This window comes from Serratia ureilytica (assembly GCF_017309605.1).
Classification (GTDB): Bacteria; Pseudomonadota; Gammaproteobacteria; order Enterobacterales; family Enterobacteriaceae; genus Serratia; species Serratia ureilytica.
Genome location: NZ_CP071320.1, coordinates 4,675,474 through 4,702,176, shown reverse-complemented (window position 1 = coordinate 4,702,176; position 26,703 = coordinate 4,675,474). Strand labels below are relative to the sequence as shown.

The following is a 26,703-nucleotide window of genomic DNA, read 5'->3' as shown; positions in this document are numbered from 1 at the left end:
GATGGAGAGTCCAGTCCCTGAAAAGCAAAAACCCAGCCATAGGCTGGGTTCTCTAAATAGTGGTGCCCGGACTCGGACAACCGGCGCTGGCGCCGCGTTGAACAGCGCTTTAGCGCTGGCCCGCAGGGTGAGGCCCTTGGCCGAATAATCGAACGCAGTTCGATGGAGAGTCCAGTCCCTGAAAAGCAAAAACCCAGCCATAGGCTGGGTTCTCTAAATAGTGGTGCCCGGACTCGGACAGCCGGCGCTGGCGCCGCGTTGAACAGCGCTTCAGCGCTGGCCCGCAGGGTGAGGCCCTTGGCCGAATAATCGAACGCAGTTCGATGGAGAGTCCGTACCCCAGAAAGCGAAAAACCCGCCATAGGCGGGTTCTTCTGAATATGGTGCCCGGACTCGGAATCGAACCAAGGACACGGGGATTTTCAATCCCCTGCTCTACCGACTGAGCTATCCGGGCAACGGGCAGCATTAAACCGTATTGGCCGAAAGCCGTCAACGGCTTTATGCGTGAAATACGCGAAAATGCCTCCGGTTGCTGGCTTTTCAGGCAAAGGGCGCAAAAAATGCGCCTGTTGGGGCTATCGCCTCGGGTTGGTGGCGCTGCCAACCCTGCCGATTCAGCTCAACGCCCCGTTGCGGCGGCACTGCGCCACCTGCAAGATGTCTTCCGCCAGCCGTTTGGCGACCGATACGTCCTGGAGCTGGCGTTTTACCAGCAGTTTGCTCAGGCAGCCTTCCTGAATCAGCTCCATTTGCTGCGCCACCATGTCGGCGTCGTCGGCATCCATGTCGCGCAGCAGCTCGCGGGTCAGCTCCAGCGAGGTCAGCTTCTGTTGCTCCGCCAGTTGGTGGATCGGATGATCCGTTTCCGGGAAGAAGCTGCAGGCGGCGATAAACAGGCAGCCGGGGTAGCGGTCTTGCTGCACGTATTCCGCCAGCACGTCATAGCGCGCCAGCAGTTTTTGCTGCGGGCTCAGATTTTCGTCCAGCAGCAGCTGGCGGCGCCAGGTGTCGATCTGCTGGCCGTGGTAGCGCAGGCAGTCGTACAGCAGCGCTTCGCGATCCGGCCAGAACCGTTTGAGATCGCCGGGCTGAACGTCGAGTTTTTCCGCCAGCATCTCTAATGTGGCGGTCGCCAGGCCCTGTTGTTCCAACAGGCCCAGCGCGGTATCAAGGACGTGTTCACGTTGCACTTGTGCTTCCTCCCATTCGCTTCCGATCTTCAGTGTCAGTTATCGCATCACTTTCTGCAAATGCGCGTTGAAGGCTTCTGCCTTCATAAAACCGGTGACCCGCTCGGCCGTCAGCTCGCGGCCCGCCGGATCGAAAAACAGGATCGTCGGCAGCCCCAACACCTGCAGGTGCTTCAGCAGCGCCGCCTGTTCCGCACCGTTGGCGGTCACATCCGCCTGCAGCAGCACCGCGTTGGCCAGGCTTGCCTGCACCGCGGCGTCGCTGAAGGTGTATTTTTCGAACTCTTTACAGGCCACGCACCAGTCGGCGTACAGATCCAGCATCACCGGCTTGCCCCGCGCCTGTTGCAGCGCGAGATCGAGCTGTTCGACGTTGTTGATGCGGGTAAAGGCCAGGTGCGGCTGAGCCGCCTGCTGCGCCTGGTCGGTGCCGAAAGCCCAGTCCTGCAGCGGCCGTGCGGCGATCACCGCCGCCGCCAGCAACAGAAGTTGCAGGGCGCGTGCCCAGCCGCGCGCGCTTCTCAGGCTCAGGGCGAAGGCCCAGCCGAAGAACGCCAGGCCGAGCAGGCTCCACAGGCGCATGCCCCACAGATCGCCGATCACCCGCTCCAGCAGGAACACCGGCAGCGCCAGAATGACGAAGCCGAAGGCCTCTTTCACGTACTGCATCCACGGGCCGCTACGCGGCAGCAGGCGGTTGCCGAACAGGGTGACGATCACCAGCGGAATGCCCATCCCCAGCGCGTACAGGTACAGCGTGCCGCCGCCGGCCCACAGATTGCCGCTCTGGGCGATATACAGCAGGATGGCGCTGAGCGGCGCGGTGGTGCAGGGGGAACAGATCAGCCCGGCCAGCGCGCCCATCAGGAATACGCCGGTCAGTGAGCCGCCGCGCTGGGTGTTGCTCCAGCTCGCCAGCCGGGTTTGCAGCGCCGAGGGCAGCTGCAGGGAATAGAGGCCGAACATCGACAGCGCCAGCGCGATGAACAGCGCCGACAGGCCAATCAGCACGTAAGGATGCTGCAGCGCCGCCTGGAACTGCAATCCGGCGGCGGCCACCACCAAGCCCAGCAGGGTGTAGGTGAGCGCCATGCCCTGCACGTAAACCAGCGCCAGCGCCAGAATGCGGCCGCTGCTTTGCGGCCGGTCTCGGCCGAGGATGATGCCGGAGATCAGCGGGTACATCGGCAGTACGCAGGGGGTGAAGGCGATGCCGATACCGATCAGCAATGCCCACAGCGGCGAGAACGGCAGGCTGGCTGGTGTTGCGGATTGTTCGGCTGGCTCAGAGGCAGCCGCCGGGAGCGGCGCGGCTGCGGTGGCGCTGACCGCGTCCAGCGGGATGGTTCGGGTTTCCGGCGGGTAGCAGAAGCCGGCCTCGGCGCAGCCCTGATAGGTGACGCTGAGGCTGGCGTTGGCCGCCGCCTGTTGCAGCGGCACCTGCAGATTCAGCTGCTGTTTGAAAATCGCCACTTCGCCGAAGAACTCGTCCTTGTGGCTTAGCCCTTCGGGCAGGGTAAAGGCGCCGAGCGTCGCCTGCTGCGGCACCAGTTTGATCTGCTGGCGATACAGGTAATAGCCGGGGCGGATCTGCCAGTTCAGCGTCACCTGGCCGCCTTGCTGTTTGAAATCGAAGGCGAAGGCCTGATCGACGGGCACGAACTGGCTGCCGCCCTTCGGCGCGAACAGCGAAGCCTGCGCCGCCTGCGGCAGGAAGCACAGGCTGCACAGCAGCAAAATCAGTTTAATGAAGCGTTGATCCATAACAGGTAGTCTTTATCTCCGGCCATCACCGGCAAGACCAGCAGCTCAGGCGTCTGGTATGGGTGATGTTGTTTCAGGGTGTCGAGCAGGGCTTGCTGACGGCGGCGATCGCTTTTGAACAGCATCTGCACTTCGTATTCCTGTTCCAGTTTCCCTTCCCAGTAATACAGCGAGGTGGCGCCGGGCAGCAGCGTGGCGCAGGCCGCCAGCTTATCGCCCAGGACCCGCGCCGCCAGTTCCTGGGCGCTGGCTTCATCGGGTGCGGTACAGAGTATGACGACAGCTTCGCAATCAGACATCTTCAGCCCTCTCATCGGTTCGAATGGGCACTATACCCTGAAGGCGGATTGGCTAGAAGGCGAGTTTATCGCCAGAAAGAAAACCGGGGCCGCAGCCCCGGTCGACGCCTTACAGCATGACGCTGCCGAGCAGGAAGCCGAATACCACCGCGAAAATCACGCCCATGGTGCCGGGAATGAAGAACGGGTGGTTGAACACGAAGCGGCCGATGCGCGTGGTGCCGGTATCATCCATCTGCACCGCGGCGACCAATGTCGGGTAGGTCGGCAGGATGAACAGGCCGGAAACGGCGGCGAAGGAGGCGACGGCGGTCAGCGGCGACACGTTCAGCGCCAGCGCCATCGGCATCAGCGCCTTGGCGGTGGCGGCCTGCGAGTACAGCAGCGCCGAGCAGAAGAAGAAGATCACCGCCAGCAGCCACGGGTGCGCCTGAATGACGCTGCCGGCCGTCTCTTTGATCCAATCGATGTTGGCCTGGACGAAAGTATCGCCCAGCCAGGCGACGCCGAGGATACAGATACAGGCGCTCATGCCGGCCTTGAAGGTGCTGGAGTTCAGCACCATGTCGGTGTCGACGCGGCACAGCAGGGTGGTCAGCGTGGCGACGCTCAGCATGATGATCAGAATGGCGTTGGTGGTGTTCATCAGCGGCTTGGCCACCAGACCCAGGCCCGGGCTGTTGATGATGGCGTAGGCGACCACGCACAGCACGCCGAGCAGGAACAGCAGCACCGAGGTTTTGGCGCGTGGTTTGATCGCCAGCGCGTTGTTGCCGCGCAGGGTGATCAGGCCTTCTTCCAGGCGTTTCAGGTACACCGGATCGTTAGACAGTTTGGAGTCGAACAGCCAGGTTACCAGCAGCGACATCACCAGCACCGCGCAGAAGGTGGACGGGATCACCACCATCAGCAGGTGCAGGTAGCTGACGCCGTGGCCCTCCATCACCGAAGACATGTACACCACCGCGGCGGAGATCGGCGAGGCGGTGATGGCGATCTGGGCGGAGACCACGGCGGTCGACAGCGGGCGGCAAGGCTTGATGCCCTGTTCTTTCGCCACTTCGGCGATCACCGGCAGCGCCGAGAGCGAGATGTTGCCGGTGCCGGCGAAGATGGTCAGGAAGTAGGTGACGATAGGGGCGAGAATGGTGATGTGCTTGGGGTTCTTGCGCAGCAGTTTTTCGGTCTGCTGCACCAGGTAGTCCATCCCCCCGGCGACCTGCATCGCGGAGATCGCCGCAATCACCGCCATGATGATGGAGATGACGTCGAAGGGAATGTTGCCCGGTTTGACGCCGATCAGCGCCAGCGCCAATACGCCCAGTCCCCCCGCGAACCCGATACCGATACCGCCCAATCTGGCCCCTAAAAAGATGGCCAGCAGAACGATAACCAATTCTACGGCTAGCATAGTGTTTACTCCTTAAAATGAGATTTCCCGTCATCCTTGAAACTGCATCGGTGTTGGCTGCGAGCGCTCACCCCAGTCACTTACTTGAGTAAGCTCCTGGGGACTTGCGCTCTTGCCGCCTTGATGCAGTCCCAATGATTTAGGGTGTAAATTGAAAATAAAACGTTAAAATTTTGTGGGCGCCTAAAAGTAAAAAGGCACGCTATCCAGAGGATTTAGCGTGCCTTTCAGGGCTACCGGGTAGGTCTGTTATTGTTCATTTTCATCCGTATAGCGTTTGGCTTTATAGGCCGGGTGCATCAGGTTCTCCACGGAGAAGATGTCATCCAGCTCGGCTTCGGTCAGCAGGCCGCGTTCCAGCACCACTTCGCGCACGCTCTTGCCGGTTTCGGCGCAGATCTTCCCGACGATGTCACCGTTATGGTGGCCGATGAACGGGTTCAGATAGGTGACGATACCGATCGAGTTGAAGACGTAGTGTTCGCAGACTTCTTTATTCGCGGTGATGCCGTTAATGCATTTTTCCAGCAGGTTGTAGCAGGCGTTGGTCAGGATGTGGATCGACTCGAACATCGCCTGGCCGATCACCGGCTCCATCACGTTCAGCTGCAGCTGGCCCGCTTCGGCCGCCATGGTAACGCAAGTGTCGTTGCCAATCACCTTGAAACACACCTGATTGACCACTTCCGGCACCACCGGATTCACTTTGGCCGGCATGATGGACGATCCTGCCTGCAGCTCAGGCAGGTTGATTTCGTTCAGGCCGGCGCGCGGGCCGGAGGAGAGCAGGCGCAGGTCGTTACAGATTTTGGACAGTTTCACCGCCAGGCGTTTGAGCGCGCTGTGCACCATCACGTAGGCGCCGCAGTCGGAGGTGGCTTCGATCAGGTCTTCTGCCGGCACCACCGGCAGGCCGCTGACTTCCGCCAGTTTTTGCACCGCCAGCGGCTGGTAGCCTTCCGGGGTGTTGAGCGCGGTGCCGATGGCGGTGGCGCCGAGGTTCACTTCCAGCAGCAGCTCCGCGGTGCGGTGCAGATTGCGGGTCTCTTCGTTCAGCAGCACGCTGAAGGCGTGGAATTCCTGGCCGAGGGTCATCGGCACCGCGTCCTGCAGCTGGGTGCGGCCCATTTTCAGGATGGTTTCGAACTCTTTCGCCTTGCGATCGAAGCCTTCGCGCAGCTGGTTGATGGCGTCGATCAGTTTCTGGTTGGAGGCGTACACCGCGATGCGGAACCCGGTCGGGTAGGCGTCGTTGGTGGACTGACACTTATTGAGGTGATCGTTCGGGTTCAGGTACTGGTATTCGCCTTTTTGATGGCCCATCAGCTCCAGGCCGATGTTCGCCAGCACTTCGTTGGTGTTCATGTTCAGCGAGGTGCCCGCGCCGCCCTGGAATACGTCCACCGGGAACTGATCCATGCACTTGCCTTTATCCAGCACCTCGTCGCAGGCCTGGATGATCACGTCGGCGATTTTGCGCGGGATGGTTTTGAGTTCTTTGTTGGCCATCGCCGCGGCCTTTTTCACCATCACCATGCCGCGAACGAACTCGGGGACATCGCTGATTTTGCTGTTGCTGATGTAGAAGTTTTCAATCGCACGCAGAGTGTGAACTCCGTAGTAAGCGTCTGCGGGGACTTCACGTGTTCCTAACAGGTCTTCTTCGATACGAATGTTGTTTGACATGAGAACCTTCTCTATGTGTTGCTGCCGAATTAATAATTTGTCAGGTCAAGGCTAGTAAGGGCACAGCCTAAATTAATATTGCCGAAGGCTTGGGGCGTGAAACGATTAACCAAATCGCCCGTAGCTGCCCAGATCATATGCTGGTTGGTAAGAAATGACTGAATCCAGATCACCTTATGGTGTTTAAGGATATGCCCTTTTTCGGTTCTGTGACTTCTTTCACGTTTGTGAACTTTAGCAATAAAAACCGGCTCTCGGTTGAAATGGTGGGGGGATGCCCTCATTGTAATAGTGTCGGCCGTTTACGGCCTCTTTTTTCGCGCCGTCGCCCCGTGGCGGCCGTGCCTTACCTACCGATAGGAGAACCAGGTGCGCTGGTTACCGCTACTGCTGATATTTCTGCTGGCTTACATAGAAATATCCATCTTTATCAAAGTCGCCGCCGTGCTCGGCGTGGCTGTCACCCTGCTGCTGGTGGTGTTCAGCTCCTGCGTCGGCATTTCGCTGGTGCGCAATCAGGGCATGAAAACCTTCGTGCAGATGCAGCAAAAACTGGCGGCCGGCGAAAGCCCGGCGGCGGAAATGGTGAAAAGCGTTTCGCTGGTGCTGGCGGGCTTCCTGCTGCTGATACCGGGTTTCTTCACCGATTTCCTCGGCCTGTTGCTGCTGCTGCCGCCGGTGCAAAAATCGCTGACGCTGAAACTGATGCCGCACCTGTCGGTGTATCGCCCCGGCGGTTGGACGGGCGGCGACGCCGCCAACGGCAATACCTTCGACGGCGAATTCCAGCGCAAGGACGATGAACGCCCGGTGCTGGAACACCGCCCGGACGAGGATCGCAAACCTCACGATCGTTAAGCAAACGCGGCTCTGGCCGCGTTTTTCATCTCTGCGGCACTCGTCGGACCAAAAATGCGAAATTTTTTTTGTTCGCCCCCTTGAAGGGGGCTGGAACGCCCCCATCTCAAATGCCACGAGGCCGGTAATAACAACCATCCGGTGTACAACCCTAAATCTGATAGAGACCTTCTTACAGGAGAGCGTTCAATGAGTATTCGTCCATTGCATGACCGCGTTATCGTCAAGCGCAAAGAAGTTGAATCAAAATCTGCTGGCGGCATCGTCCTGACTGGCTCTGCTGCGGGTAAATCCACTCGCGGTGAAGTGGTTGCAGTGGGTAAAGGGCGTGTGCTGGAAAACGGCAACATCCAACCGCTGGATGTGAAAGTTGGCGATATCGTGATTTTCAACGACGGCTACGGCGTGAAAGCAGAGAAGATCGACAATGAAGAAGTGTTGATCATGTCCGAAAGCGACATTCTGGCAATTGTTGAAGCGTAATTGCGCTTTATCTTCTGAACTGAACGAGTTGAAGGGAAATACCAATGGCAGCTAAAGACGTAAAATTCGGCAATGACGCTCGCGTGAAAATGCTCCGCGGCGTGAATGTTCTCGCTGATGCAGTAAAAGTGACCCTGGGCCCGAAAGGCCGCAACGTAGTGCTGGATAAATCTTTCGGCGCACCGACCATCACCAAAGACGGCGTTTCCGTTGCGCGTGAAATCGAACTGGAAGACAAGTTCGAGAACATGGGCGCACAGATGGTGAAAGAAGTGGCCTCCAAAGCGAACGACGCGGCGGGCGACGGCACCACCACTGCAACCGTACTGGCTCAATCCATCATCACCGAAGGCCTGAAAGCGGTTGCTGCAGGCATGAACCCGATGGATCTGAAGCGCGGCATCGACAAAGCGGTTGTCGCTGCGGTTGAGGAACTGAAAAAACTGTCCGTACCTTGCTCCGATTCCAAAGCTATCGCTCAGGTCGGCACCATCTCCGCCAACTCCGACGAAACCGTGGGTAAACTGATCGCGGAAGCGATGGAGAAAGTGGGCAAAGAAGGCGTTATCACCGTTGAAGAAGGCACCGGCCTGCAAGACGAGCTGGACGTGGTTGAAGGTATGCAGTTCGACCGCGGTTACCTGTCCCCATACTTCATCAACAAGCCGGAAACCGGTTCTGTTGAGCTGGAAAGCCCGTTCATCCTGCTGGCTGACAAGAAGATCTCCAACATCCGCGAAATGCTGCCGGTGCTGGAAGCCGTTGCCAAAGCAGGCAAACCGCTGCTGATCATCGCTGAAGACGTTGAAGGTGAAGCGCTGGCGACCCTGGTGGTCAACACCATGCGCGGCATCGTGAAAGTGGCTGCCGTTAAGGCGCCTGGCTTCGGCGACCGTCGTAAAGCCATGCTGCAGGACATCGCTACCCTGACTGCCGGTACCGTTATCTCTGAAGAGATCGGTCTGGAGCTGGAAAAAGCCACCCTGGAAGACCTGGGTCAGGCGAAACGCGTTGTCATCAACAAAGACACCACCATCATCATCGATGGCGTGGGCGACGAAGCGACCATCCAGGGCCGCGTTGCTCAAATTCGTCAGCAGATCGAAGAAGCGACCTCTGACTACGATCGTGAAAAACTGCAGGAGCGCGTAGCGAAACTGGCCGGCGGCGTTGCCGTTATCAAGGTTGGCGCAGCCACTGAAGTTGAAATGAAAGAGAAGAAAGCCCGCGTTGAAGACGCCCTGCACGCGACCCGCGCCGCAGTGGAAGAAGGCGTGGTTGCCGGCGGCGGCGTAGCGCTGATCCGCGTTGCAGGCAAAATCGCCGCGCTGAAAGGCGACAACGAAGACCAGAACGTGGGTATCAAAGTTGCGCTGCGCGCAATGGAAGCCCCTCTGCGTCAGATCGTGGTCAACGCCGGTGAAGAAGCTTCCGTTATCGCCAACCAGGTGAAAGCGGGCGAAGGCAGCTACGGCTACAACGCTTACTCTGAAGAATACGGCGACATGATCGCGATGGGTATCCTGGATCCAACCAAAGTGACCCGTTCTGCTCTGCAGTACGCGGCTTCCGTGGCTGGCCTGATGATCACCACCGAATGCATGGTCACCGACCTGCCGAAGGCTGACGCACCGGATCTGGGCGCAGCAGGCGGCATGGGTGGCATGGGCGGTATGGGCGGCATGATGTAATCATCCCCCACACGCTTGTGTGCTGAAGGCCCCGGTCAAATGACCGGGGTTTTTTTTTAGCTTAAAAATCAATAAAAAGAATGTTTATTTAGCTTGTTATTAGTTCACTGAATGAATTATTGCATTATTTTGCTTTTACCCTAAATCGTTGTCGTTTCGTACCGATATAGCCCTTACCGAGCGGGGAATTTCCCCTCGCCGGTGTGACTGTCAACGGAGACGACTTATGCTGAAAAATATGAAAATAGCCACCTGGCTGATGTTAATGCTGTTGCTGCTGGGCTTGATGCCCATGGGAACCGGCGCCATCGCCTTCTATTTCATGCAGCAAAACGGCCACAGCATCGACAGGATGAGCACCTTCTCCGACGAGGAAGCGGCGCTGAACCGCAGTTGGCGTGCTTTGCTGCAAACGCAGACGCTGATCGACAACATGGCGTTCGAGCGCTGGGCGCAGACCAGCAGAGCCGATATTCAACAGGGTATCGATGAGGCGCGCGGTGAGCTGCGCAGCGCCGACGTCGCGTTCAACCTGTTTTGGGAGACGCCGGGCCTGACGGTATCGCGCCCGGATCTGGGCGAGGCGATGAAAAAGGTCTACCTGGCGCAGCAGGCGGTGCTGAAGCAAGAACTGACGCTGTTGGCCGACACGCCGCAGGCGGCGCTGATCGAGCGGCTGCACGCCATGGCGGCAGAGAAGCGCCAGGTGCGCCAGCGGCTGGATAACCAGTTTGCCGACTACATGCGGGCCACGGTGGCCGCCCACCGTCTGGCAGTGGAAGAGGCGGAGCAGACCCAAAAAGTCTTCGCCCGTCTGCTGAGCGGCACCCTGGCGGCGATCCTGCTGCTGCTGGTCGCCGTGCAGCGTGATTTCCGCCGACGCTTGATTCTGCCGCTGCGCCAGATCGCCGAACACTTGCAAAAGGTTGGGCGCGGCGATCTACGTAGCGAGATCGCGGTACGCAACAACAATGAGATCGGCATGCTGTTCGCCAGCCTGCGGACGATGCAGCAGGAGCTGAGTGCCACCGTGCAGCAGGTGCGTGACGGTGTGGAGTCGATCAACCACGGTACGCACGAGATCGCTGTCGGCAACGCCGATCTCTCCAGCCGCACCGAAGAACAAGCCAGCGCGCTGACGGAAACCGCCGCCAGCATGGAGCAGATCACCGCCACGGTGCGGCAAAACGCCGATAACGCCACTCAGGCCGCCGGCATGGTCAATCAGACCGCCGCCATTGCCCGCAACGGCGAAACGCTGATGGCCAGCGCGGTCGACAAGATGCGGGCGATCAACGACAGCGCGCGTCAGGTGGGGGATATCACCAGCGTGATCGACGGCATCGCCTTCCAGACCAACATTCTGGCGCTGAACGCCGCCGTCGAGGCCGCACGTGCCGGGGAGCAGGGGCGGGGTTTTGCGGTGGTAGCCGGCGAAGTGCGCAATCTGGCGCAGCGCTGCGCGACTTCGGCCAAGGAGATCAGCGGTCTGGTCGACGGCGTAACCGGCGATATCGCCGCCGGCGTGCGGCTGGTGGAACAGGCGGGCGAGACGATGAATGCCATCGTCGGCTCGGTGAACCAGGTGACGTCGCTGATGGATAACATCTCCTATGCGTCGGAAGAACAAAGCAAAGGCGTCGAGCAGGTCGGGGTGGCGGTGACCCAGATGGATCAGGTGACCCAGCAGAACGCCGCGCTGGTGGAGGAGGTGGCGACCACCGCCGTCGGCGTGGAGGAACAGGCGGCCCTGCTGGCGCAGGCGGTGGCGGTATTCAAACTGGCGGAGGGGGAATCGCGCCAGGGCGACGTGGAGGCGCAGGCATCGGCGGCCGTTGCCGGTTGGGTATAACGCCGCCGCACTGTATTTGATGATATTTTTGCCGCCCGGGGCGATTTAGCTGGTAAACTGGTAAGTCATCAGCTGTCGCTCAAGACGTTGGCCCGCTCGCGTGGCAACGGATGCTTAAGAGATGGCATCGCTTTCTGATATACCCTATGAATTTCAAGTTGTAGCTAGGCGGCCAGCTCGTGAGTCCCCAGGCGCTTACTTGAGTAAGTAACTGGGGTGAGCGAGTGCAGTCAACAACGCTACAGCTTGAAAGGCGACGGGTAGAAGATTTTGCGTAATTCTCAACATCGAATGGGGAACAAGATGCGGATTAAAGCCTTACTGGGTCTTTCGGCAGCGATGCTGCTGGCGGGTTGCAGCACCACTCATGAACTGACCGCTGCGGGTCAGCAGATCAAGTTCACCGACAGCAAGCCGGCGGCGGAATGCCAGCTGCTGGGGGAAGTGACCGGCACCCAGAGCAACTGGCTGTCCGGCAACGGCGGTGAAGGCAGCTCCATGCGCGGTGCGGCCAACGATCTGCGCAACAAGGCAGCGGCGATGGGCGGCAACGTCATTTACGGCGCCAACAGCCCAAGCCAGAACCTGCTCTCCAGCTTCGCGCCGCTGGACAGCAAAATGGTCGGCCAGGTTTACAAGTGCCCGTAAGGCGCTGAGGCCTAACGCCGCGAAGAGATAAAAAAGAGGAATGCCACGGCATTCCTCTTTTCGTTTCGTCGAGCCCTGTGGCGCGCGTCACTCCTGCATCAGGCGCAGGTCGATCGGCGTTTTGCTCGGTTCGCCGCCTACTTCACGCGTCAGGCGCGGCACCAGATAACCGGACACCTTGCTCAGCAGCGCCTGCATGATGACGCGCGCTTCATCGTCGCTGACCATGAAATGCGCCGCGCCCTGCACCTTGTCCAGCACGTGGATGTAATAGGGCAGGATGCCGGCGTCGAACAGCGCGTTGCTGAGCGCCGCCAGCGTATCGGCATCGTCGTTGACGTCGCGCAGCAGCACGCTCTGGTTGAGCAGCGTGACGCCGGCGAGGCGCAGCTGGGCCATGGCGCTCTGCAGCTCGCGGTCGATTTCGTTGGCGTGGTTGATGTGCGTGACCATCAGCACCTGCAGGCGCGAGGCCGACAGCAGGCGGCACAGCGCCGGCGTAATGCGCGCCGGGATCACCACCGGCAGACGGGTGTGAATGCGCAGGCGTTTCAGGTGCGGAATGGCCTCCAGCTCGCCGACCAGCCACTCCAGCTCGCTGTCTTTGGCCATCAGCGGATCGCCGCCGGAAAAAATGATCTCGTCCAGTTCCGGGTGTTGGCGGATATAATCCAGCGCCTGCCGCCAGTTGTTCTTGTTGCCCTGATTATCCTGATAGGGGAAGTGACGGCGGAAACAGTAACGGCAGTTGACCGCACAGCCGCCTTTGACCAGCAGCAGCGCGCGATTGCGGTATTTGTGCAGCAGGCCCGGCACCACGCTGCGCTGTTCATCCAGCGGATCGGTGGTGAACCCTGGGGCGTTGATGAACTCCTCTCTGGCGGTCAGCACCTGGCGCAGCAGCGGGTCGTTGGCATCGCCGGGGCGCATGCGCGCAGCGAAGGCGCGCGGCACGCGCAGGGCAAACAGCCGGCGGGCATCGCGCCCCTGCGGCAGTTCCGGGTGCGTATTCAGTGACAAAAGCTGCAGTAATTCATCGGGATCGGTAATAACATCGGCGAGTTGATGCAACCAATCTTCTCTATGTGCCGTACTTTGGGTTATAATGTGTGCCATTTTTTTGGCTAAGCTACCAGTTCAAATATTCAGAGGGCCATCATGGCGACTTATTCTAGCAACGATTTCCGTCCGGGTCTTAAAATCATGTTCGAGGGCGAACCTTACGCCGTCGAAGCCAGTGAGTTCGTTAAGCCGGGCAAAGGCCAGGCGTTCGCGCGCGTGAAAATGCGCCGTCTGCTGACCGGCACCCGCGTGGAAAAAACCTTCAAGTCTACCGATTCTTGCGAAGGCGCAGACGTGATGGACACCAACATGAACTACCTGTACAGCGACGGTGAGTTCTACCACTTCATGCACCCTGAGTCTTTCGAACAGCATCAGGTTGACGGCAAAACCGTCGGCGACGCGGCCAAATGGCTGCAGGATAACGCAGAGTGCATCATCACCCTGTGGGATGGCCGTCCAATCGCCGTTCAGCCGCCGAACTTCATCGAAGCGGAAATCACCGATACCGATCCTGGCCTGAAAGGCGATACCGCAGGGACTGGCGGCAAGCCGGCTACCCTGAGCACCGGCGCCGTGGTAAAAGTGCCGTTGTTCGTCCAGATCGGCGAAGTGATCAAGGTTGACACTCGCTCTGGCGAATACGTCTCTCGCGTCAAGTAAGTTTCAAAACAGAGGAACCCCCGCGGTTCCTCTGTTTTATCCCATCCCCGTTCGTTGGCAGAAAATCCGCATGTTCAAGAAAACGCTGTTGGCCGTGCTCTCCCTGTTGTTCCTTTTCTCCCTCAGCAGTTGCAATACGTTTCGCGGTTTCGGCGAAGACGTTCAGCATCTCGGCGGCGCCATCTCCCGCACGGCCAGCTGATCCCGCCTTTAACCCGATGTATTTGCGCCACAAAGCCGGTCACGATCCCACACCCTCCGTCAATTTTGACTACGCTTAGAAAGCCGTACTTTTTCATCAACGACAAATAAGGACTTTCTTATGCTGAAGAAAAGTATTATCGCGATCTTCTCTTTGATGATTTTGAGCTCGCTGACCGCCTGTAATACCACCCGCGGTGTGGGTGAAGACATTCAGGCCGGCGGCAAGGCTATTCAGCGCAGCGCGGAATAATCCGCATTCCACCCGGCGGCGTTCCGGCTGCGGAGAGCCGCCACATTTCTATCCCTTGCCTGAGCGTTAACGCTGCTGCTATCCTGCCGCAGTGCGGGTGAGGTTACCCGTCATGCATCACCTCGCTAAACGGGACGACCCGTTTACGCGTCATTTTATCGGGGACGACCCCAGTGGTAGGGAGGCCGTCTCATGGCCTGGATTATTCTGCTTATCGCCGGTTTGCTCGAAGTGGTTTGGGCTATCGGTCTGAAATACACCCACGGTTTTACCCGGCTGACGCCGAGCATCATCACCATCGCCGCGATGGTGGTCAGCATGTTGCTGTTGGCCAACGCCATGAAAACGCTGCCCGCCGGCACCGCCTACGCGGTGTGGACCGGCATCGGCGCGGTGGGCGCGGCCATCATGGGCATGGTGCTGTTGGGCGAATCGACCAATATCGCGCGCATCATCAGCCTGTGCCTGATCGTGGTCGGCATACTCGGGCTGAAGTTCAGCAGTCACTGATCGGCGGACTGCTGCACCCAGATCAGCTGGTCGGTGGCGAAACCGTAGCCTTTGGCCGTCTGCAATAAGCTGGCGCGTACGCTGGCGTCAAGCGTCGGCGTGCGCGACAGGATCCACAGATAGTCGCGGTTCGGGCCGCAAACCAGCGCGTAGCGATACGCCGGATCCAAGGCAATGACGTTGTAGCCGCCATAGAAGGGGCCGAAGAACGACACTTTCAGCGCCGCGACCTGCGGTGAACCGATAAAGTAGGCTTTGCCTTCGCTTTCTTGCCATTGCTGTTTTTGCGGATTGAAGCCGCGATTGATAACTTTCAGCCCGCCGTCGGCGCGCGGGCTGTAATGGGCGGTCACCTGCTGCAAACCGCGTTCAAAACGATGATCCAGACGCGCGATTTCGTACCAGGTGCCGAGATAGCGCTGGCTGTCGAAATTGTTCACGACCTTGATGTCTTTAGGCGGGGAGACGCTGCAGGCGACGGAGATCAGGGCGGAAAGCATGACGCTAAGCTTTGACCATAAACGCATCGGTGACTCCTGTTTACCGGGGGCGAGTAGACAGTGTAGCCGATGAGAAAAGGGCGGCCAACGGGCGTTGGCCACCCGAGCGGTTTACAGAGTGACGACGCCGATGACGGTGACGACGCTGAGGATTGCCGCCAGACCGTAGAACACCCACTTGCCGGCCGGCACGTGGATCTTCAGATCGTGCATCGCATGGTGGATGCGGTGCAGGCCGCACCACAGCGGCAGAATGATCATCAGCAGCAGGAACAGGCGGCCGATCAGGCTCTGGCAGAACGCCAGCACGCGCTCGTAACCCAGCGCTTCACCGGGGAACAGCCCCAGCGGCAGCAGGATGCCGACCAGCAGCACGATAGCCGGCGCGACGATCGCGCCCCACATGCCGCCGGCGCCGAACAATCCCCAGAAAACCGGCTCGTCGGAGCGTTTAGGTGCTTGATTTATCATGTTTCCTCCGGATTAGAACAGGGCCACGGCCAGGATGACCACGCTGACGACGATCGTGACGGCCCACAGCCCTTTCACGATGGGGCCCGGTCCCATTTTCTCGCTGTTGACCACGATATTGGCGGCCTTCGGCGCCAGATCGAACCAGGTTTTGGTGTGCAGCGCCGCCGCCAGCAATGCGACGACGTTGATTAACAGCACCAGCGGATTCTGCAAGAAACCGACGAAGCCGGCCCAGCTCTCGGCGCCGCCCTTCAGCGCAAACACGCCGTAGAGCAGCACGATGCTGAACCAGACCGCCAGCACCGAGGTGCCTTCGCGCAGCATGTAGAAACGGTAGAAGCCGAGCTTTTGCCACCAGGTGGGCGTCATGGTGCGCACATAGGGCTTACGTTGAGTTGTCATGGCAATTTTCTCCCTTATTGCGGCTTCAACATGGCGATCATGAAGTCTTTGGCGCTCTCCACCTTGCCTTGCTGGATAGCGGCGGCGGGATCGACGTGTTTCGGACAGACTTCGGAGCAATAGCCGACGAAGGTGCAGCTCCAGACGCCGTTTTGGCCGTTGAGCTGCGGCATGCGCTGTTTCTTGCCGTGGTCGCGGTTGTCCAGGTTATAGCGGTGCGCCAGCGTGATCGCCGCCGGGCCGATAAACTCGGGGTTGAGGCCGAACTGCGGGCACGCCGCATAGCACAGGCCGCAGTTGATGCAGCCGGAGAACTGGTGGTATTTGGCCATCTGCGCGGGAGTCTGCACGTTCGGGCCATCCTCCGGTTTGCGATCGTTGCCGATGATGTACGGTTTGATCGCCTCCAGGCTTTCGATGAAGTGGGTCATGTCGACCACCAGATCGCGCTCGATCGGGAAGTTGCCCAGCGCTTCGACCTTCATGCCGCCGACGTAGTCGCGCAGGAAGGTTTTGCACGCCAGCTTCGGCACGCGGTTGACCATCATGCCGCAGGAGCCGCAGATCGCCATGCGGCAAGACCAGCGGTAGGAGAGGTCCGGCGCCAGGTTATCCTTGATGTAGCCCAGCGCATCGAGCAACGAGGTCTGTTCGTCGTAAGGCACGGCGTAAGTGACGAAATGCGGCTCGGCGTCGCTTTCCGGGTTATAGCGCATGACTTCGATCTTCAGGGTTTGCATCTCAGCCATTTGCCTGCTCCTTATTCTTTTTCTCCTGCGCTTCGGCTTCTGCGCCGTAGACGCGTTTGGCCGGCGGCAGCTTGGTGATTTTCACGTCGCTGTATTCAAGACGCGGCGCGCCCTGCGGATTGTGGAATGCCAGCGTATGCTTGAGGAAGTTGACGTCGTCACGCTCGGTGCAGCCTTCGTCCAGGCGCTGGTGGGCGCCGCGCGACTCTTTGCGGTTAAATGCGGAGTGCGCCATGCATTCAGCGACGTCCAGACCATAACCCAGCTCGATGGTGTACAGCAGATCGGTATTGAACACGCTGGTGTTGTCGGTGATTTTGACGCGCTTGAAACGTTCTTTCAGCTCGGCCAGCTTATCGATGGTTTTTTGCATCAGCTCCGGCGTGCGGTAGATGCCGCAGCCTTCTTCCATCGACAGCCCCATTTCGTCGCGGATCTTCGCCCAGTTTTCGTTGCCTTCCTGCTTCATCAGGTTGCCCAGGCGGGTTTCGACGTCGCGGGTTTGCGCATCCAGCGCGCTGCCGTTGGCCGGCGCGGTTTCCAGCGCGCGGCGCGCCGCGTGCTCACCGGCGACGCGGCCGAATACCACCAGTTCCGCCAGCGAGTTGGAGCCGAGGCGGTTGGCGCCGTGCAGGCCGACGGAGGAGCACTCGCCGACCGCGAACAGCCCCTTGATGCGGGTTTCACAGTTCTGGTCGGTTTCAATGCCGCCCATGGTGTAGTGCGCGGTAGGGCGCACCGGGATCGGATCTTTCACCGGATCGACGCCGACGTAGGCCTTGGCCAGTTCGCAGATGAACGGCAGCCGCTCCAGCAGCTTTTTCTCGCCCAGATGGCGCAGATCGAGGTAGACCACGTCGCCGCGTGGGGTGGCGATGGTGCGGCCGGCGCGCCATTCGTGCCAGAAGGCCTGGGACACTTTGTCGCGTGGGCCCAGCTCCATGTATTTGTTCTTCGGTTCGCCCAGTGGGGTTTCCGGGCCCATGCCGTAGTCTTGCAGGTAGCGGTAGCCATCCTTGTTCACCAGGATGCCGCCTTCGCCGCGGCAGCCCTCGGTCATCAGGATGCCGGAACCGGGCAGGCCGGTCGGGTGATACTGCACGAACTCCATGTCGCGCAGCGGTACGCCGTGGTGGAACGCCATGCCCATGCCGTCGCCGGTAACGATGCCGCCGTTGGTGTTGTAGCGATAAACGCGCCCGGCGCCGCCGGTGGCCATCACCACCGCGTTGGCGCGGATCTGCACGCGGGTGCCTTCCATCATGTTGAGCGCCACCAGGCCGCGCGCCTGGCCGTCATCCACCAGGATATCCAGCACGAAGTGCTCGTCGAAGCGTTGGATTTGCGGGTATTTCAGCGAGGTCTGGAACAGGGTGTGCAGCATGTGGAAGCCGGTCTTATCGGCGGCGAACCAGGTGCGTTCGATCTTCATGCCACCGAAGCGCCGCACGTTGACCGAACCGTCCGGTTTACGGCTCCACGGGCAGCCCCACTGCTCAAGCTGGGTCATCTCGCGCGGGCACTGATGCACGAAGTGATCGACCACGTCCTGCTCGCACAGCCAGTCGCCGCCGGCGACGGTGTCGTGGAAGTGATAGTCGAAGGTATCGTGATCCTGGGTGACGGCGGCGGAGCCCCCCTCGGCGGCGACCGTGTGGCTGCGCATCGGGTAGACCTTAGAGATCAGCGCGATTTTCAGTTGGGGATTGGCTTCCGCTGCGGCTATTGCTGCACGTAAACCAGCGCCCCCGGCCCCAATAATGGCAAGATCGGCGTTAAAGGTTTGCACTGCATTCCTCCAATGTTCTTGTTAAGAACGGCAAGTTAAATATCTATGCTTAAAATTTAGCGAACTCTTCGGGTGCTAACTAATTGAACCGATTAATGTTGCTTAAAGGTTAAGGATAGATATCTCCCACCAATAATGGGGAATTAACTATACCTAAAGTTAAGTAGTCGAAATTTGATGTGATCGATTGTTTTGTCGATTAACGCTTGCCCGGCAGGCTTGTCTGTTTTTTTGCGCGTTCGGCCGGCTTTACCCTTTTTAACGCGCTTTTGCCGCCCTTTTATCGGAAATTGGCGTTATCGCCGGTTGCGCATCGTGAAGAATTTGTTTGGCTGCAAGGATGCGAGTAGACTGCATCCCCTGTTTGATTTCGGAGTTAATTACCATGAGCGAAACGGCAAGCTGGCAGCCTAGTGCACCCATCGCCAATTTGTTGAAACGCGCAGCGATTCTGGCTGAGATCCGGCGTTTCTTCGCCGATCGTGGCGTGCTGGAAGTTGAGACGCCCACCATGAGCCAGGCGACGGTCACCGACGTTCACCTGTTCCCGTTCGAGACGCGTTTCGTCGGGCCGGGAGCGGCAGAGGGCCTGACGCTATACATGATGACCAGCCCGGAATATCACATGAAGCGCCTGTTGGCGGCGGGCAGCGGCCCGATCTACCAAATGGGGCGCAGCTTCCGAAATGAAGAAGCCGGGCGGCATCACAACCCGGAATTCACCATGCTGGAGTGGTACCGTCCGCACTACGACATGTACCGCCTGATGAATGAAGTGGACGATCTGCTGCAACAGGTGCTGGACTGCGAGAGCGCGGAGACCCTGTCCTATCAGCAGGCGTTCCTGCGCCATCTGGACATCGATCCGCTGTCGGCGGAGAAGGCGCAGCTGCGCGAAGCGGCGGCCAAACTCGATCTGAGCAACATCGCCGATACCGAAGAAGATCGCGATACGCTGCTGCAGCTGCTGTTCACCGTGGGCGTGGAACCGCATATCGGCCGTGAAAAACCGGCGTTCGTGTACCACTTCCCGGCCAGCCAGGCGGCGTTGGCGGAGATCAGCACCGAAGACCACCGCGTGGCGGAGCGTTTCGAGGTGTACTTCAAGGGTATCGAGCTGGCGAACGGTTTCCGCGAGCTGACCGACGGCCGTGAACAACAGCAGCGCTTCGAGCAGGACAACCGCAAACGCGCGGAGCGCGGCCTGCCGCAGCAACCGATCGACTACAACCTGTTGGCGGCGTTGCAGCACGGCATGCCGGAGTGTTCCGGCGTGGCGCTGGGCGTGGATCGTCTGGTGATGCTGGCGCTGGGCGCCGAGAGCCTGAGCGACGTATTAGCCTTCCCGGTCGGGATCGCCTGACGTTTCAGGACGGGTCAAAAGCAAAAAAGGGGGTCGGCATTTGCCGACCCCCTTTTTTTATCGCGAGAAGCGCTTATAGCCCCCCGGCGTCGCGCTTGGTGTTCGGCGCCGGCGTGGACGGCGGCGTGCGGCCGTTGTTGGTTAGCCGCGACAGCGTCTCGGTACGCACCTGGAACGGCGGGTACGGCAGCGTGATGCCGTGCTCGCGGTAGCCCGCCAGGATCAGTTGGTGGATCTCATGGCGCAGCGGCATACGGTGGCCCATCTCGGCGGCGTAAATACGCATCTCGAAGATCTGAATGCCTTGTTGCAGATCGACCAGATAGACCTCCGGCGCCGGGTTATCCAGCACCAGCGCGCAGCGCTCGGCGGCGTTCATCAGGATCTTGGTCACTTCTTCGCTGTTGGCCTCGCCCGGCGCCGGTACGGTCAGCACCACACGGGTCAGGGTATCCGACAGCGACCAGTTGACGAACTGCTCGGTGATAAACGCTTTGTTCGGCACGATGATCTCTTTGCGGTCCCAGTCCGAGATGGTGGTGGCGCGGGTATTGATCTTGGTGACGGTGCCGGTCAGATTGCGGATCGTCACGGTGTCGCCGATGCGGATCGGTTTCTCGAACAGGATGATCAAGCCGGAGATGAAGTTGGAGAAGATCTCCTGCATGCCGAAGCCCAACCCCAGACTGAGCGCGGTAACCACCCACTGCAGTTTCGACCATTCGATGCCGATCCAGGCGAAGCTGAGCACCGCGCCGAACAGCAGCAGCAGGTACTTGGTGATGGTGGTGATGGCGTAGCCGGTGCCCGGGGACAGATCCAGGTGCTGCAGCACCGCCAGCTCCAGCAGCGCCGGCAGGTTGCGCACCAGCTGCATGGTGATGATCAACACCAGAATGGCGATCAGAACCGCGCCGAGGGTGATCGGATGGGCGGTTTCCACGCCGTTCACCGTCGAGGTCACATCCCACAGCGAGATGTTTTCCAGGAAGGCGAACGCGGAGTGGATCTCCGACCACAGTACGATCACCGACACCAGCGCGATCAGCGTCAGGATCGAACGCACCAGCCGCAGCGACTGGGCGCTGATGGTGTCCAGATCGAAGTCCGAATCGTCCGGATCGATGGCGCCTTCGGTGCTGTTCGGGGTATGTGAAGTTTCGTCTTCGCCGCGGGCGCGCTGGGCCAGAATGTCGGCGCGGCGCTGCTTGGCGCGATCGAAGGCGATGCGCCGCCGCTGGATCAACATCCAACGGCGGATGATGTGGTAGACGACCAGCAGCAGGAACCAGATCGCCACCGAAGTTTCCAGACGCGCCAACAGCGCCTGCGCGGTGGTGAGGTAACCGACGGTCGAGGCCAGCGCCGCCAGCAGCGGCGCCGACAGCAGCAGCCCCCAGAAGGCGCTGTTGAGCATGTTGTCGCCGGAGCCGTTTTTATCCAGATACAGCGGAATGCCGGCGCGTTTCAGGCTGTGGGTGACCAGCGCCAGCGCCAGACACAGCAGGATGAAGCACAGCCGCCCCAGGGTGTTGGCGAACTCGCGTTCTTTCAGGCTATCGAAGGTGATCAGCGCCATGATCAGCGGCACGATCAGCCAGATCGACATCTTGTAGTAGCGCATGGCGCGCGAAACCTGCTTCGCCGGCCAGCGGAAGTGCACGATGAACAGCCCCTGCGGGTGGGCGAAGGCGGCGCAGATCATGCAGATCCACAGGATCGGCAGCGTGGCGGTTACCCCTTTGCCGATCGCTTCCGCCACCGGGTAGTTCCAGGCGCTTTGCAGGCCGTAACCGAGCGCGGCCCACAGCACCGGCAGCGGCATCGCCACCAGAATCGACCAGAACACGGTGCGCACCGTCAGGAAGAATTCGTCCTGCGTCACCTTGCCGACGCGGCTGCTCGCGCGCTCGAGGAAGGCGTGGTAGTGCTTGCGCGAGCTGATGCTGAAAATCACCAGCAGCAGGGCGCCGAAGATCGGGATCAGCGTTTCGCGGCTGGTCACCATCATCATGAAGGCGCCGCCGAGTTGAGACAGCGTGTCCAGCGACAGGACGCGCGTCAGATCGTGCGCCACGTTGAGCGGGTAGGAGAAGTTGATCGGATTGACGTCCGGCACCCAGAACAGATAGCGGTGGGTGGCATCGCGAATTTCGTTCAAGGCTTCGATCAGCTGGGTGTTGGCCACCTTCAGCTTGGTCAGCTCGAGGATTTGGGTGTCGCAACCGGACAGCAGCGAATTGAGCAGCTCGCGCTGGGTGCGCAGCTGGGCATCGACGATGCGTTGCTCCTGGTTGGTCAGCGCGCTGCCGTCGTCGCGTTTGAATTCGCGCTGCGACAGTTTTTCCAGCTGGTTTTCAAACTGCAGGCGCTGCACGCGCAGTTGGGCCATGTCGCCGTCCAGCTGTTGCGGCTTGGGCATTTCCGGCAGTGTCGCCACCTGGGCGCGCAGGGTTTCCCCCAGCGCCGACGACGAACCGAGCCACTGGGCCTGCTCGATGATGGTGCTCAGCGCCTGGCGCACCTGCAGCGTCTGCGCCGCCGCCTGCCGCTGCTGCGATGAAATCAGATCCATGCGCTGCGCCTGGCTGTTCAGCGCGGCGGACAGTTCGCGGTTGATCTGCAGCTGCTGGCTGATGCTTTTTGGCAAATCGCCGTTCTGCTCGGCTAACTGCTCGGTTTTTTCCAGCGCCAGCTCTGCTTCGCGTTGGCGCTGGGCGTTGAGGTTATTGCGCAGCGCCTGCAGCTGAACGTCTATTTTCTCGTGGCGCTTTTTATAGACCTCGGCGCGCATGCGCGCCAGCTCCTGACGGTTGTTGGCCGACAGCTGCGCCAGCTCCAGCTCGTCCACTTTGGCTTTGCGCGCCGCGGCTTCGGTCTGCAGCAGGGCCAGGGCGGCCTGCGCATACGGCGTGGTCGGGTTGGCGGGCTGCGCCTGCAGGCGGCGCTGCACTTCCGTCAGCGCACGGCGGGCGTCGGTCTGCTGCTGCGGCAGCTGGCCGAGCGAATCGCTGATCTCCCGCGTGCGATCCTGTTCTTGCTGCAGCAGGCGCGCCTGTTCCAGCAGCAGGCTGCTGGTTTGCAGGATCTGCTGTTCCAGCTCGGCGGCCGGCAGATCGTCGCCGTTCGGCAGGATCTTGTTGCTTTCCAGCACCAGCTGACGGCGCAGCTCCTGCGTCATCTTCGGAAAATCGTCGATCACCCTCTGATACTGCTCGGAGCGAGTCTGCGACTCTTTGCGCTCCGTCAGCCAGTTGAGGGCGCTTTGCAGCGCCTCGGTGGTTTCCGCCTGATTCGGCGCGTTTTTGCTGCTTTCCGCCTGCTTCAGCTCCTGTTTGAGCTGGGTCTCGGTCGGCACGGGGGCGGCCAGCGCCGGTTGCCACAGCAGGCAACCGAGCAAAAGCGTGATGAAAAGGCGCACGGCGTCGATTCCTTTAGAGCGGGGTCTGTGGCGTTTCAGCGGCGGCCGGGATTTCGGCGAAGGCCTCACCCATGCGGGTGACGGTGCCGTTATGCAGCTGCGGCGCGAACTGCACGCTGCCTGCGGTAAACAGGTTGATCACCGTGGAGCCGAGTTTGAAGCGGCCCATCTCGGCGCCTTTTTCCAGCGCGATGGCGCCTTCTTCACCGGCGGCCGGGTAGGTCCAGCGTTTGATGATGCCTTCGCGCGGCGGCGTGACGGTGCCGGCCCAGACGGTCTCGATGCTGCCGACGATGGTGGCGCCGACCAGGATTTGCACCATCGGCCCGATGTCGGTGTCGAACACGCAGATCACGCGCTCGTTGCGCGCGAACAGGTTAGGCACGTTGGCGGCGGTGAGCGGGTTGACCGAGAACAGATCGCCCGGCACATAGATCATCTCGCGCAGCACGCCGGCGCACGGCATGTGCACGCGGTGGTAGTCGCGCGGCGCCAGATAGGTGGTGGCGAACAGGCCGTTGCGGAACGGCTCGGCCAGCAGGTAGTTGCCGGCCAGCAGCGCTTCCAGGCTGTAGTGGTGGCCTTTGGCCTGGAAGATTTGATCGTCGCGGATCGGGCCGAGCTGGCTGATGGCGCCATCGGCAGGCAGCGCCAGCCAGTTGGCGTCGGCGACGATCGGGCGCGCGCCGTCGCGCAGCGGGCGCACGAAGAAGTCGTTGAAGGTGGCGTAAGACGCCAGGTCCGGATTTTGCGCTTCCTGCATGTCTACGCGGTAGAAGCGGGCGAAGGCCTTGACCACCAGTTGGGTCAGCCAGCCGGCCCGTTTGTCGGCGCCCCAGCCCGCCAGGCGGGTCAGCGCCAGCTTCGGCAGCCAATATTGCAGTTTAATCTTGATGCTATCCAGCACGTTAACCTCGTGAATCAGGGTAAAGGGCGCGCATTGTAACGAGGGCTCCGCCGTCGTCAATGCTCGCTCGTCAGTGTCAGTCTGCGGCGTCCGTGAAGTTCTTGCGAACCTTCACCTGCGCCATGCTTTCCAGAATACGGTGATAGTTGTCGAACCGCTCTTGCGCGATATCGCCTTTCTCCATCGCCGCGCGAATGGCGCAGCCGGGATCGGTATCGTGGCGGCAGTCGCGGAATTTGCAACCGCCTAAATAATCACGGAATTCGACAAAGCCGCGGGTGATTTGTTCCGGCTCCAGGTGCCACAGGCCAAACTCGCGCACCCCCGGGGAGTCGATCACGTCGCCGCCGTGCTGGAAATGGTACAGCCGCGCGGCGGTGGTGGTATGTTGCCCGAGGCCCGAGACGTCGGAAACCTGATTTACCAGAATTTGCTCTTCAGACGGCGGCAGCAGCGCGTTCAGCAAGCTGGACTTGCCGACCCCGGACTGACCGGCGAAGATGCTGATGCGCCCGGCCAGCGCCTGTTCGAACTCCGCCATGCCTTCCCGCGTTTGGCTGGAGACTTCCAGCACCCGGTAGCCAATCTTGCGATAGATATCCATCATGCCGTCGACCAGCTTGCGCGCTTCGGCGTCCAGCAGGTCAATTTTGTTGAGCACGATCAGCGGCTCGACTTCGAGCGTTTCGCAGGCCACCAGATAACGGTCGATGATGTTCAGTGACAGCTCGGGCAGGATCGCCGACACGATGACGATCTGATTGATATTGGCGGCGATCGGCTTCACGCCGTCATAGAAGTCCGGGCGCGTCAGCACCGAGGTGCGTTCGTGCACCGCTTCCACAATGCCTTTTACCCCTTCATGGGCGCCCAGGCCGGGGCGCCACACCACGCGATCGCCGGTCACCAGCGAACGCAATGTGCGGCGGATGTTGCAGCGGTGCTGAGTGCCATCCGGCGCCTCAACGTCGGCGTGCATGCCGAAACGGCTGATGACGACGCCTTCCTGCGGCTCGCCCAGCTGGGAATCATCCGGTTCCGGTTTGTTATCGGCGCGCTTCAGACGGCGCTGATGGTTCGCCTGCACGCGGCGTTGCTGACCTTTGGACAGTTTGTTCTTACTCACTGCGCCTCACTTGAATCGGTTTTATACCTTTACGTATACGCACAGCCGCGGCGGAGGACTTGCCCCGGGCGCAGCCTTGAACCCGTCAGGGTATATGTCGCCCATGGCGACCAAAAAGACTATGATACACGCTATTTTATATTAAATAACCGTTGTTAGCCGCCGGCTGCGGCGTGTCGCCATCGGCGGCGGCCGTCGTCTCGTCCGCACAGCGTTTTTCTCTCGGCTTTTAGGCAGGAAACATCATGACAGCAAACGAAAATAACCTGATTTGGATCGATTTGGAGATGACCGGGCTGGATCCCGAGCGTGACCGCATTATCGAGATCGCCACGCTGGTCACCGACGCCAATCTGAACATCCTGGCGGAAGGGCCGGTGATCGCCGTGCACCAATCCGACGAGCAGCTGGCCTTGATGGACGAGTGGAACGTGCGCACCCATACCGGCAGCGGGCTGGTGGAGCGGGTGAAAGCCAGCCGGCAGGACGATCGCGCCGCCGAGCTGGAAACCATCGCCTTCCTGCAGCAATGGGTGCCGGCCGGTAAATCGCCGATCTGCGGCAACAGCGTGGGCCAGGATCGCCGTTTCCTGTTCCGCTACATGCCGGAGCTGGAGGCCTACTTCCATTACCGCTACCTGGACGTCAGCACGCTGAAAGAACTGGCGCGCCGTTGGAAGCCGGAAATTCTCGGCGGCTTTAAGAAGCAGGGCACCCATCAGGCGCTGGATGACATCCGCGAATCGGTGGCCGAACTGGCTTATTACCGCGAGCATTTCATTCAGCTTTAAGGCGATGGCGGCCTCTGCGGGGAAAAAATGCCGGTTTTAGCCGCTTAATTCACCAATCTGGCGCTTTAATCGGCAATCAAACAAAAATCGCGTTTTTTTGCTTTCAGGGGCTTGCGACAAAAAGGATTTCTCGTATAATGCGCACCCCGTACCGATGAAGAATTTCGTAACGTTCCACCATCGATACGCCGGGCGGGAATAGCTCAGTTGGTAGAGCACGACCTTGCCAAGGTCGGGGTCGCGAGTTCGAGTCTCGTTTCCCGCTCCAAATTCAACAATGTCGCGATGCGGCATGATGAATAAATAAAGCAGTATCAAGCAGTACCTATGCGACGCGGGAATAGCTCAGTTGGTAGAGCGCAACCTTGCCAAGGTTGAGGTCGCGAGTTCGAGCCTCGTTTCCCGCTCCAAAAATTCAAAGGTCACGCCAGTGTTTGGTGACCGGATGCCAAAAGCATCTCAATGCGGGAATAGCTCAGTTGGTAGAGCACGACCTTGCCAAGGTCGGGGTCGCGAGTTCGAGTCTCGTTTCCCGCTCCAATTTTCTCTTCGTTTCAAACTCAAATCCAACGCCTTATCCGGCGCGGGTTTTTGTCCCGTTTTACAC

Annotated in this window: 25 protein-coding genes and 4 tRNA genes; 14 read left to right on the top strand and 15 right to left on the bottom strand. The window is 60.2% G+C overall.

The window, feature by feature from the left end:
- Positions 1–381 precede the first annotated feature (381 nt).
- From J0X03_RS22300 to aspA, 6 genes are all read right to left on the bottom strand, one after another.
- Positions 382–457 (bottom strand) — tRNA-Phe (locus J0X03_RS22300).
- Between the two features lie 160 nt (positions 458–617).
- Complete coding sequence (gene dicD / locus J0X03_RS22295) at positions 618–1,193, bottom strand: division control transcriptional repressor DicD (protein WP_015376374.1); 576 nt, start codon at positions 1,191–1,193, stop codon at positions 618–620.
- 39 nt (positions 1,194–1,232) lie between these two features.
- Positions 1,233–2,957 (bottom strand): protein-disulfide reductase DsbD, encoded by a 1,725-nt coding sequence (locus tag J0X03_RS22290; protein WP_069100393.1) that lies wholly within the window; start codon positions 2,955–2,957, stop codon positions 1,233–1,235.
- The gene (gene cutA / locus J0X03_RS22285) at positions 2,933–3,256 is read right to left on the bottom strand and encodes a divalent cation tolerance protein CutA (protein WP_004929657.1); all 324 of its coding nucleotides are present in this window, start codon (positions 3,254–3,256) and stop codon (positions 2,933–2,935) included. Before cutA ends, J0X03_RS22290 begins: the two co-directional genes overlap by 25 nt.
- A gap of 109 nt (positions 3,257–3,365) precedes the next feature.
- Entirely contained in the window at positions 3,366–4,667 is a 1,302-nt protein-coding gene (locus J0X03_RS22280; RefSeq protein ID WP_046897952.1) for an anaerobic C4-dicarboxylate transporter, read from the bottom strand.
- A 249-nt stretch (positions 4,668–4,916) separates the two neighbouring features.
- On the bottom strand, positions 4,917–6,353 hold the full coding sequence (gene aspA, locus J0X03_RS22275; protein WP_004929659.1) for an aspartate ammonia-lyase: 1,437 nt from the start codon (positions 6,351–6,353) through the stop codon (positions 4,917–4,919).
- 369 nt (positions 6,354–6,722) lie between these two features.
- Between aspA and J0X03_RS22270 the strand changes: the two genes are divergently transcribed.
- From J0X03_RS22270 to J0X03_RS22250, 5 genes are all read left to right on the top strand, one after another.
- Positions 6,723–7,211: an FxsA family protein gene (locus tag J0X03_RS22270; protein ID WP_004929660.1), complete on the top strand. Its 489-nt coding sequence runs from the start codon at positions 6,723–6,725 to the stop codon at positions 7,209–7,211.
- A gap of 189 nt (positions 7,212–7,400) precedes the next feature.
- Positions 7,401–7,694 carry a co-chaperone GroES gene (locus tag J0X03_RS22265; RefSeq protein ID WP_004929661.1) on the top strand — a complete coding sequence of 98 codons (294 nt, stop codon included), beginning with the start codon at positions 7,401–7,403 and terminating at the stop codon, positions 7,692–7,694.
- A 44-nt stretch (positions 7,695–7,738) separates the two neighbouring features.
- Positions 7,739–9,385 (top strand): chaperonin GroEL, encoded by a 1,647-nt coding sequence (gene groL / locus J0X03_RS22260; protein ID WP_004929662.1) that lies wholly within the window; start codon positions 7,739–7,741, stop codon positions 9,383–9,385.
- Positions 9,386–9,611: 226 nt separating this feature from the next.
- Positions 9,612–11,237 carry a methyl-accepting chemotaxis protein gene (locus J0X03_RS22255; RefSeq protein ID WP_047025072.1) on the top strand — a complete coding sequence of 542 codons (1,626 nt, stop codon included), beginning with the start codon at positions 9,612–9,614 and terminating at the stop codon, positions 11,235–11,237.
- Between the two features lie 303 nt (positions 11,238–11,540).
- Complete coding sequence (locus J0X03_RS22250; RefSeq protein WP_025305007.1) at positions 11,541–11,885, top strand: DUF4156 domain-containing protein; 345 nt, start codon at positions 11,541–11,543, stop codon at positions 11,883–11,885.
- A gap of 87 nt (positions 11,886–11,972) precedes the next feature.
- Here the strand turns inward: J0X03_RS22250 and epmB are convergent, their stop codons facing one another.
- Positions 11,973–13,001, bottom strand: a complete 1,029-nt coding sequence (gene epmB, locus J0X03_RS22245) for an EF-P beta-lysylation protein EpmB (protein ID WP_042783506.1) — start codon at positions 12,999–13,001, stop codon at positions 11,973–11,975.
- Between the two features lie 42 nt (positions 13,002–13,043).
- Between epmB and efp the strand changes: the two genes are divergently transcribed.
- The 4 genes from efp (at position 13,044) to sugE (ending at position 14,574) form a co-directional block, all read left to right on the top strand.
- Entirely contained in the window at positions 13,044–13,610 is a 567-nt protein-coding gene (gene efp / locus J0X03_RS22240) for an elongation factor P (protein WP_004929666.1), read from the top strand.
- A gap of 70 nt (positions 13,611–13,680) precedes the next feature.
- On the top strand, positions 13,681–13,812 hold the full coding sequence (locus J0X03_RS22235) for an entericidin A/B family lipoprotein (RefSeq protein WP_004929667.1): 132 nt from the start codon (positions 13,681–13,683) through the stop codon (positions 13,810–13,812).
- Positions 13,813–13,932: 120 nt separating this feature from the next.
- Complete coding sequence (locus J0X03_RS22230; RefSeq protein ID WP_004929668.1) at positions 13,933–14,064, top strand: entericidin A/B family lipoprotein; 132 nt, start codon at positions 13,933–13,935, stop codon at positions 14,062–14,064.
- A 192-nt stretch (positions 14,065–14,256) separates the two neighbouring features.
- A complete protein-coding gene (gene sugE / locus J0X03_RS22225) occupies positions 14,257–14,574 on the top strand; it encodes a quaternary ammonium compound efflux SMR transporter SugE (protein WP_004929669.1) in 318 nt (105 codons plus the stop codon).
- Here the strand turns inward: sugE and blc are convergent.
- The 5 genes from blc to frdA all read right to left on the bottom strand — a co-directional run bounded on the left by blc (position 14,568) and on the right by frdA (position 18,488).
- Positions 14,568–15,101, bottom strand: a complete 534-nt coding sequence (gene blc / locus J0X03_RS22220) for an outer membrane lipoprotein Blc (protein WP_160203909.1) — start codon at positions 15,099–15,101, stop codon at positions 14,568–14,570. The genes sugE and blc overlap by 7 nt on opposite strands.
- Before the next feature lie 84 nt (positions 15,102–15,185).
- Positions 15,186–15,545, bottom strand: a complete 360-nt coding sequence (frdD, locus tag J0X03_RS22215) for a fumarate reductase subunit FrdD (protein WP_004929672.1) — start codon at positions 15,543–15,545, stop codon at positions 15,186–15,188.
- A gap of 12 nt (positions 15,546–15,557) precedes the next feature.
- Positions 15,558–15,950, bottom strand: a complete 393-nt coding sequence (frdC, locus tag J0X03_RS22210) for a fumarate reductase subunit FrdC (protein WP_025305010.1) — start codon at positions 15,948–15,950, stop codon at positions 15,558–15,560.
- Positions 15,951–15,964: 14 nt separating this feature from the next.
- Positions 15,965–16,699, bottom strand: a complete 735-nt coding sequence (locus J0X03_RS22205; RefSeq protein ID WP_033648713.1) for a succinate dehydrogenase/fumarate reductase iron-sulfur subunit — start codon at positions 16,697–16,699, stop codon at positions 15,965–15,967.
- On the bottom strand, positions 16,692–18,488 hold the full coding sequence (frdA, locus tag J0X03_RS22200) for a fumarate reductase (quinol) flavoprotein subunit (protein WP_047573004.1): 1,797 nt from the start codon (positions 18,486–18,488) through the stop codon (positions 16,692–16,694). Before frdA ends, J0X03_RS22205 begins: the two co-directional genes overlap by 8 nt.
- Positions 18,489–18,873: 385 nt before the next feature.
- Here frdA and epmA point away from each other — a divergent pair, with 385 nt between their 5' ends.
- Complete coding sequence (gene epmA / locus J0X03_RS22195) at positions 18,874–19,851, top strand: elongation factor P--(R)-beta-lysine ligase (protein WP_004929681.1); 978 nt, start codon at positions 18,874–18,876, stop codon at positions 19,849–19,851.
- A gap of 73 nt (positions 19,852–19,924) precedes the next feature.
- Here the strand turns inward: epmA and mscM are convergent, their stop codons facing one another.
- The 3 genes from mscM to rsgA form a co-directional block, all read right to left on the bottom strand.
- Complete coding sequence (gene mscM / locus J0X03_RS22190; protein ID WP_033641615.1) at positions 19,925–23,272, bottom strand: miniconductance mechanosensitive channel MscM; 3,348 nt, start codon at positions 23,270–23,272, stop codon at positions 19,925–19,927.
- Between the two features lie 13 nt (positions 23,273–23,285).
- Positions 23,286–24,179, bottom strand: a complete 894-nt coding sequence (gene asd, locus J0X03_RS22185) for an archaetidylserine decarboxylase (protein WP_060440899.1) — start codon at positions 24,177–24,179, stop codon at positions 23,286–23,288.
- Between the two features lie 76 nt (positions 24,180–24,255).
- Positions 24,256–25,305: a small ribosomal subunit biogenesis GTPase RsgA gene (rsgA, locus tag J0X03_RS22180; protein WP_033641617.1), complete on the bottom strand. Its 1,050-nt coding sequence runs from the start codon at positions 25,303–25,305 to the stop codon at positions 24,256–24,258.
- 245 nt (positions 25,306–25,550) lie between these two features.
- On the opposite strand from rsgA, the gene orn reads away from it, so the two are divergent.
- From orn to J0X03_RS22160, 4 genes are all read left to right on the top strand, one after another.
- Entirely contained in the window at positions 25,551–26,096 is a 546-nt protein-coding gene (gene orn, locus J0X03_RS22175; RefSeq protein ID WP_033641618.1) for an oligoribonuclease, read from the top strand.
- Between the two features lie 192 nt (positions 26,097–26,288).
- Positions 26,289–26,364: transfer RNA gene (locus J0X03_RS22170), tRNA-Gly, on the top strand.
- 66 nt (positions 26,365–26,430) lie between these two features.
- Positions 26,431–26,506, top strand: a tRNA-Gly gene (locus tag J0X03_RS22165).
- Between the two features lie 54 nt (positions 26,507–26,560).
- Positions 26,561–26,636: transfer RNA gene (locus J0X03_RS22160), tRNA-Gly, on the top strand.
- Positions 26,637–26,703 lie beyond the last annotated feature (67 nt).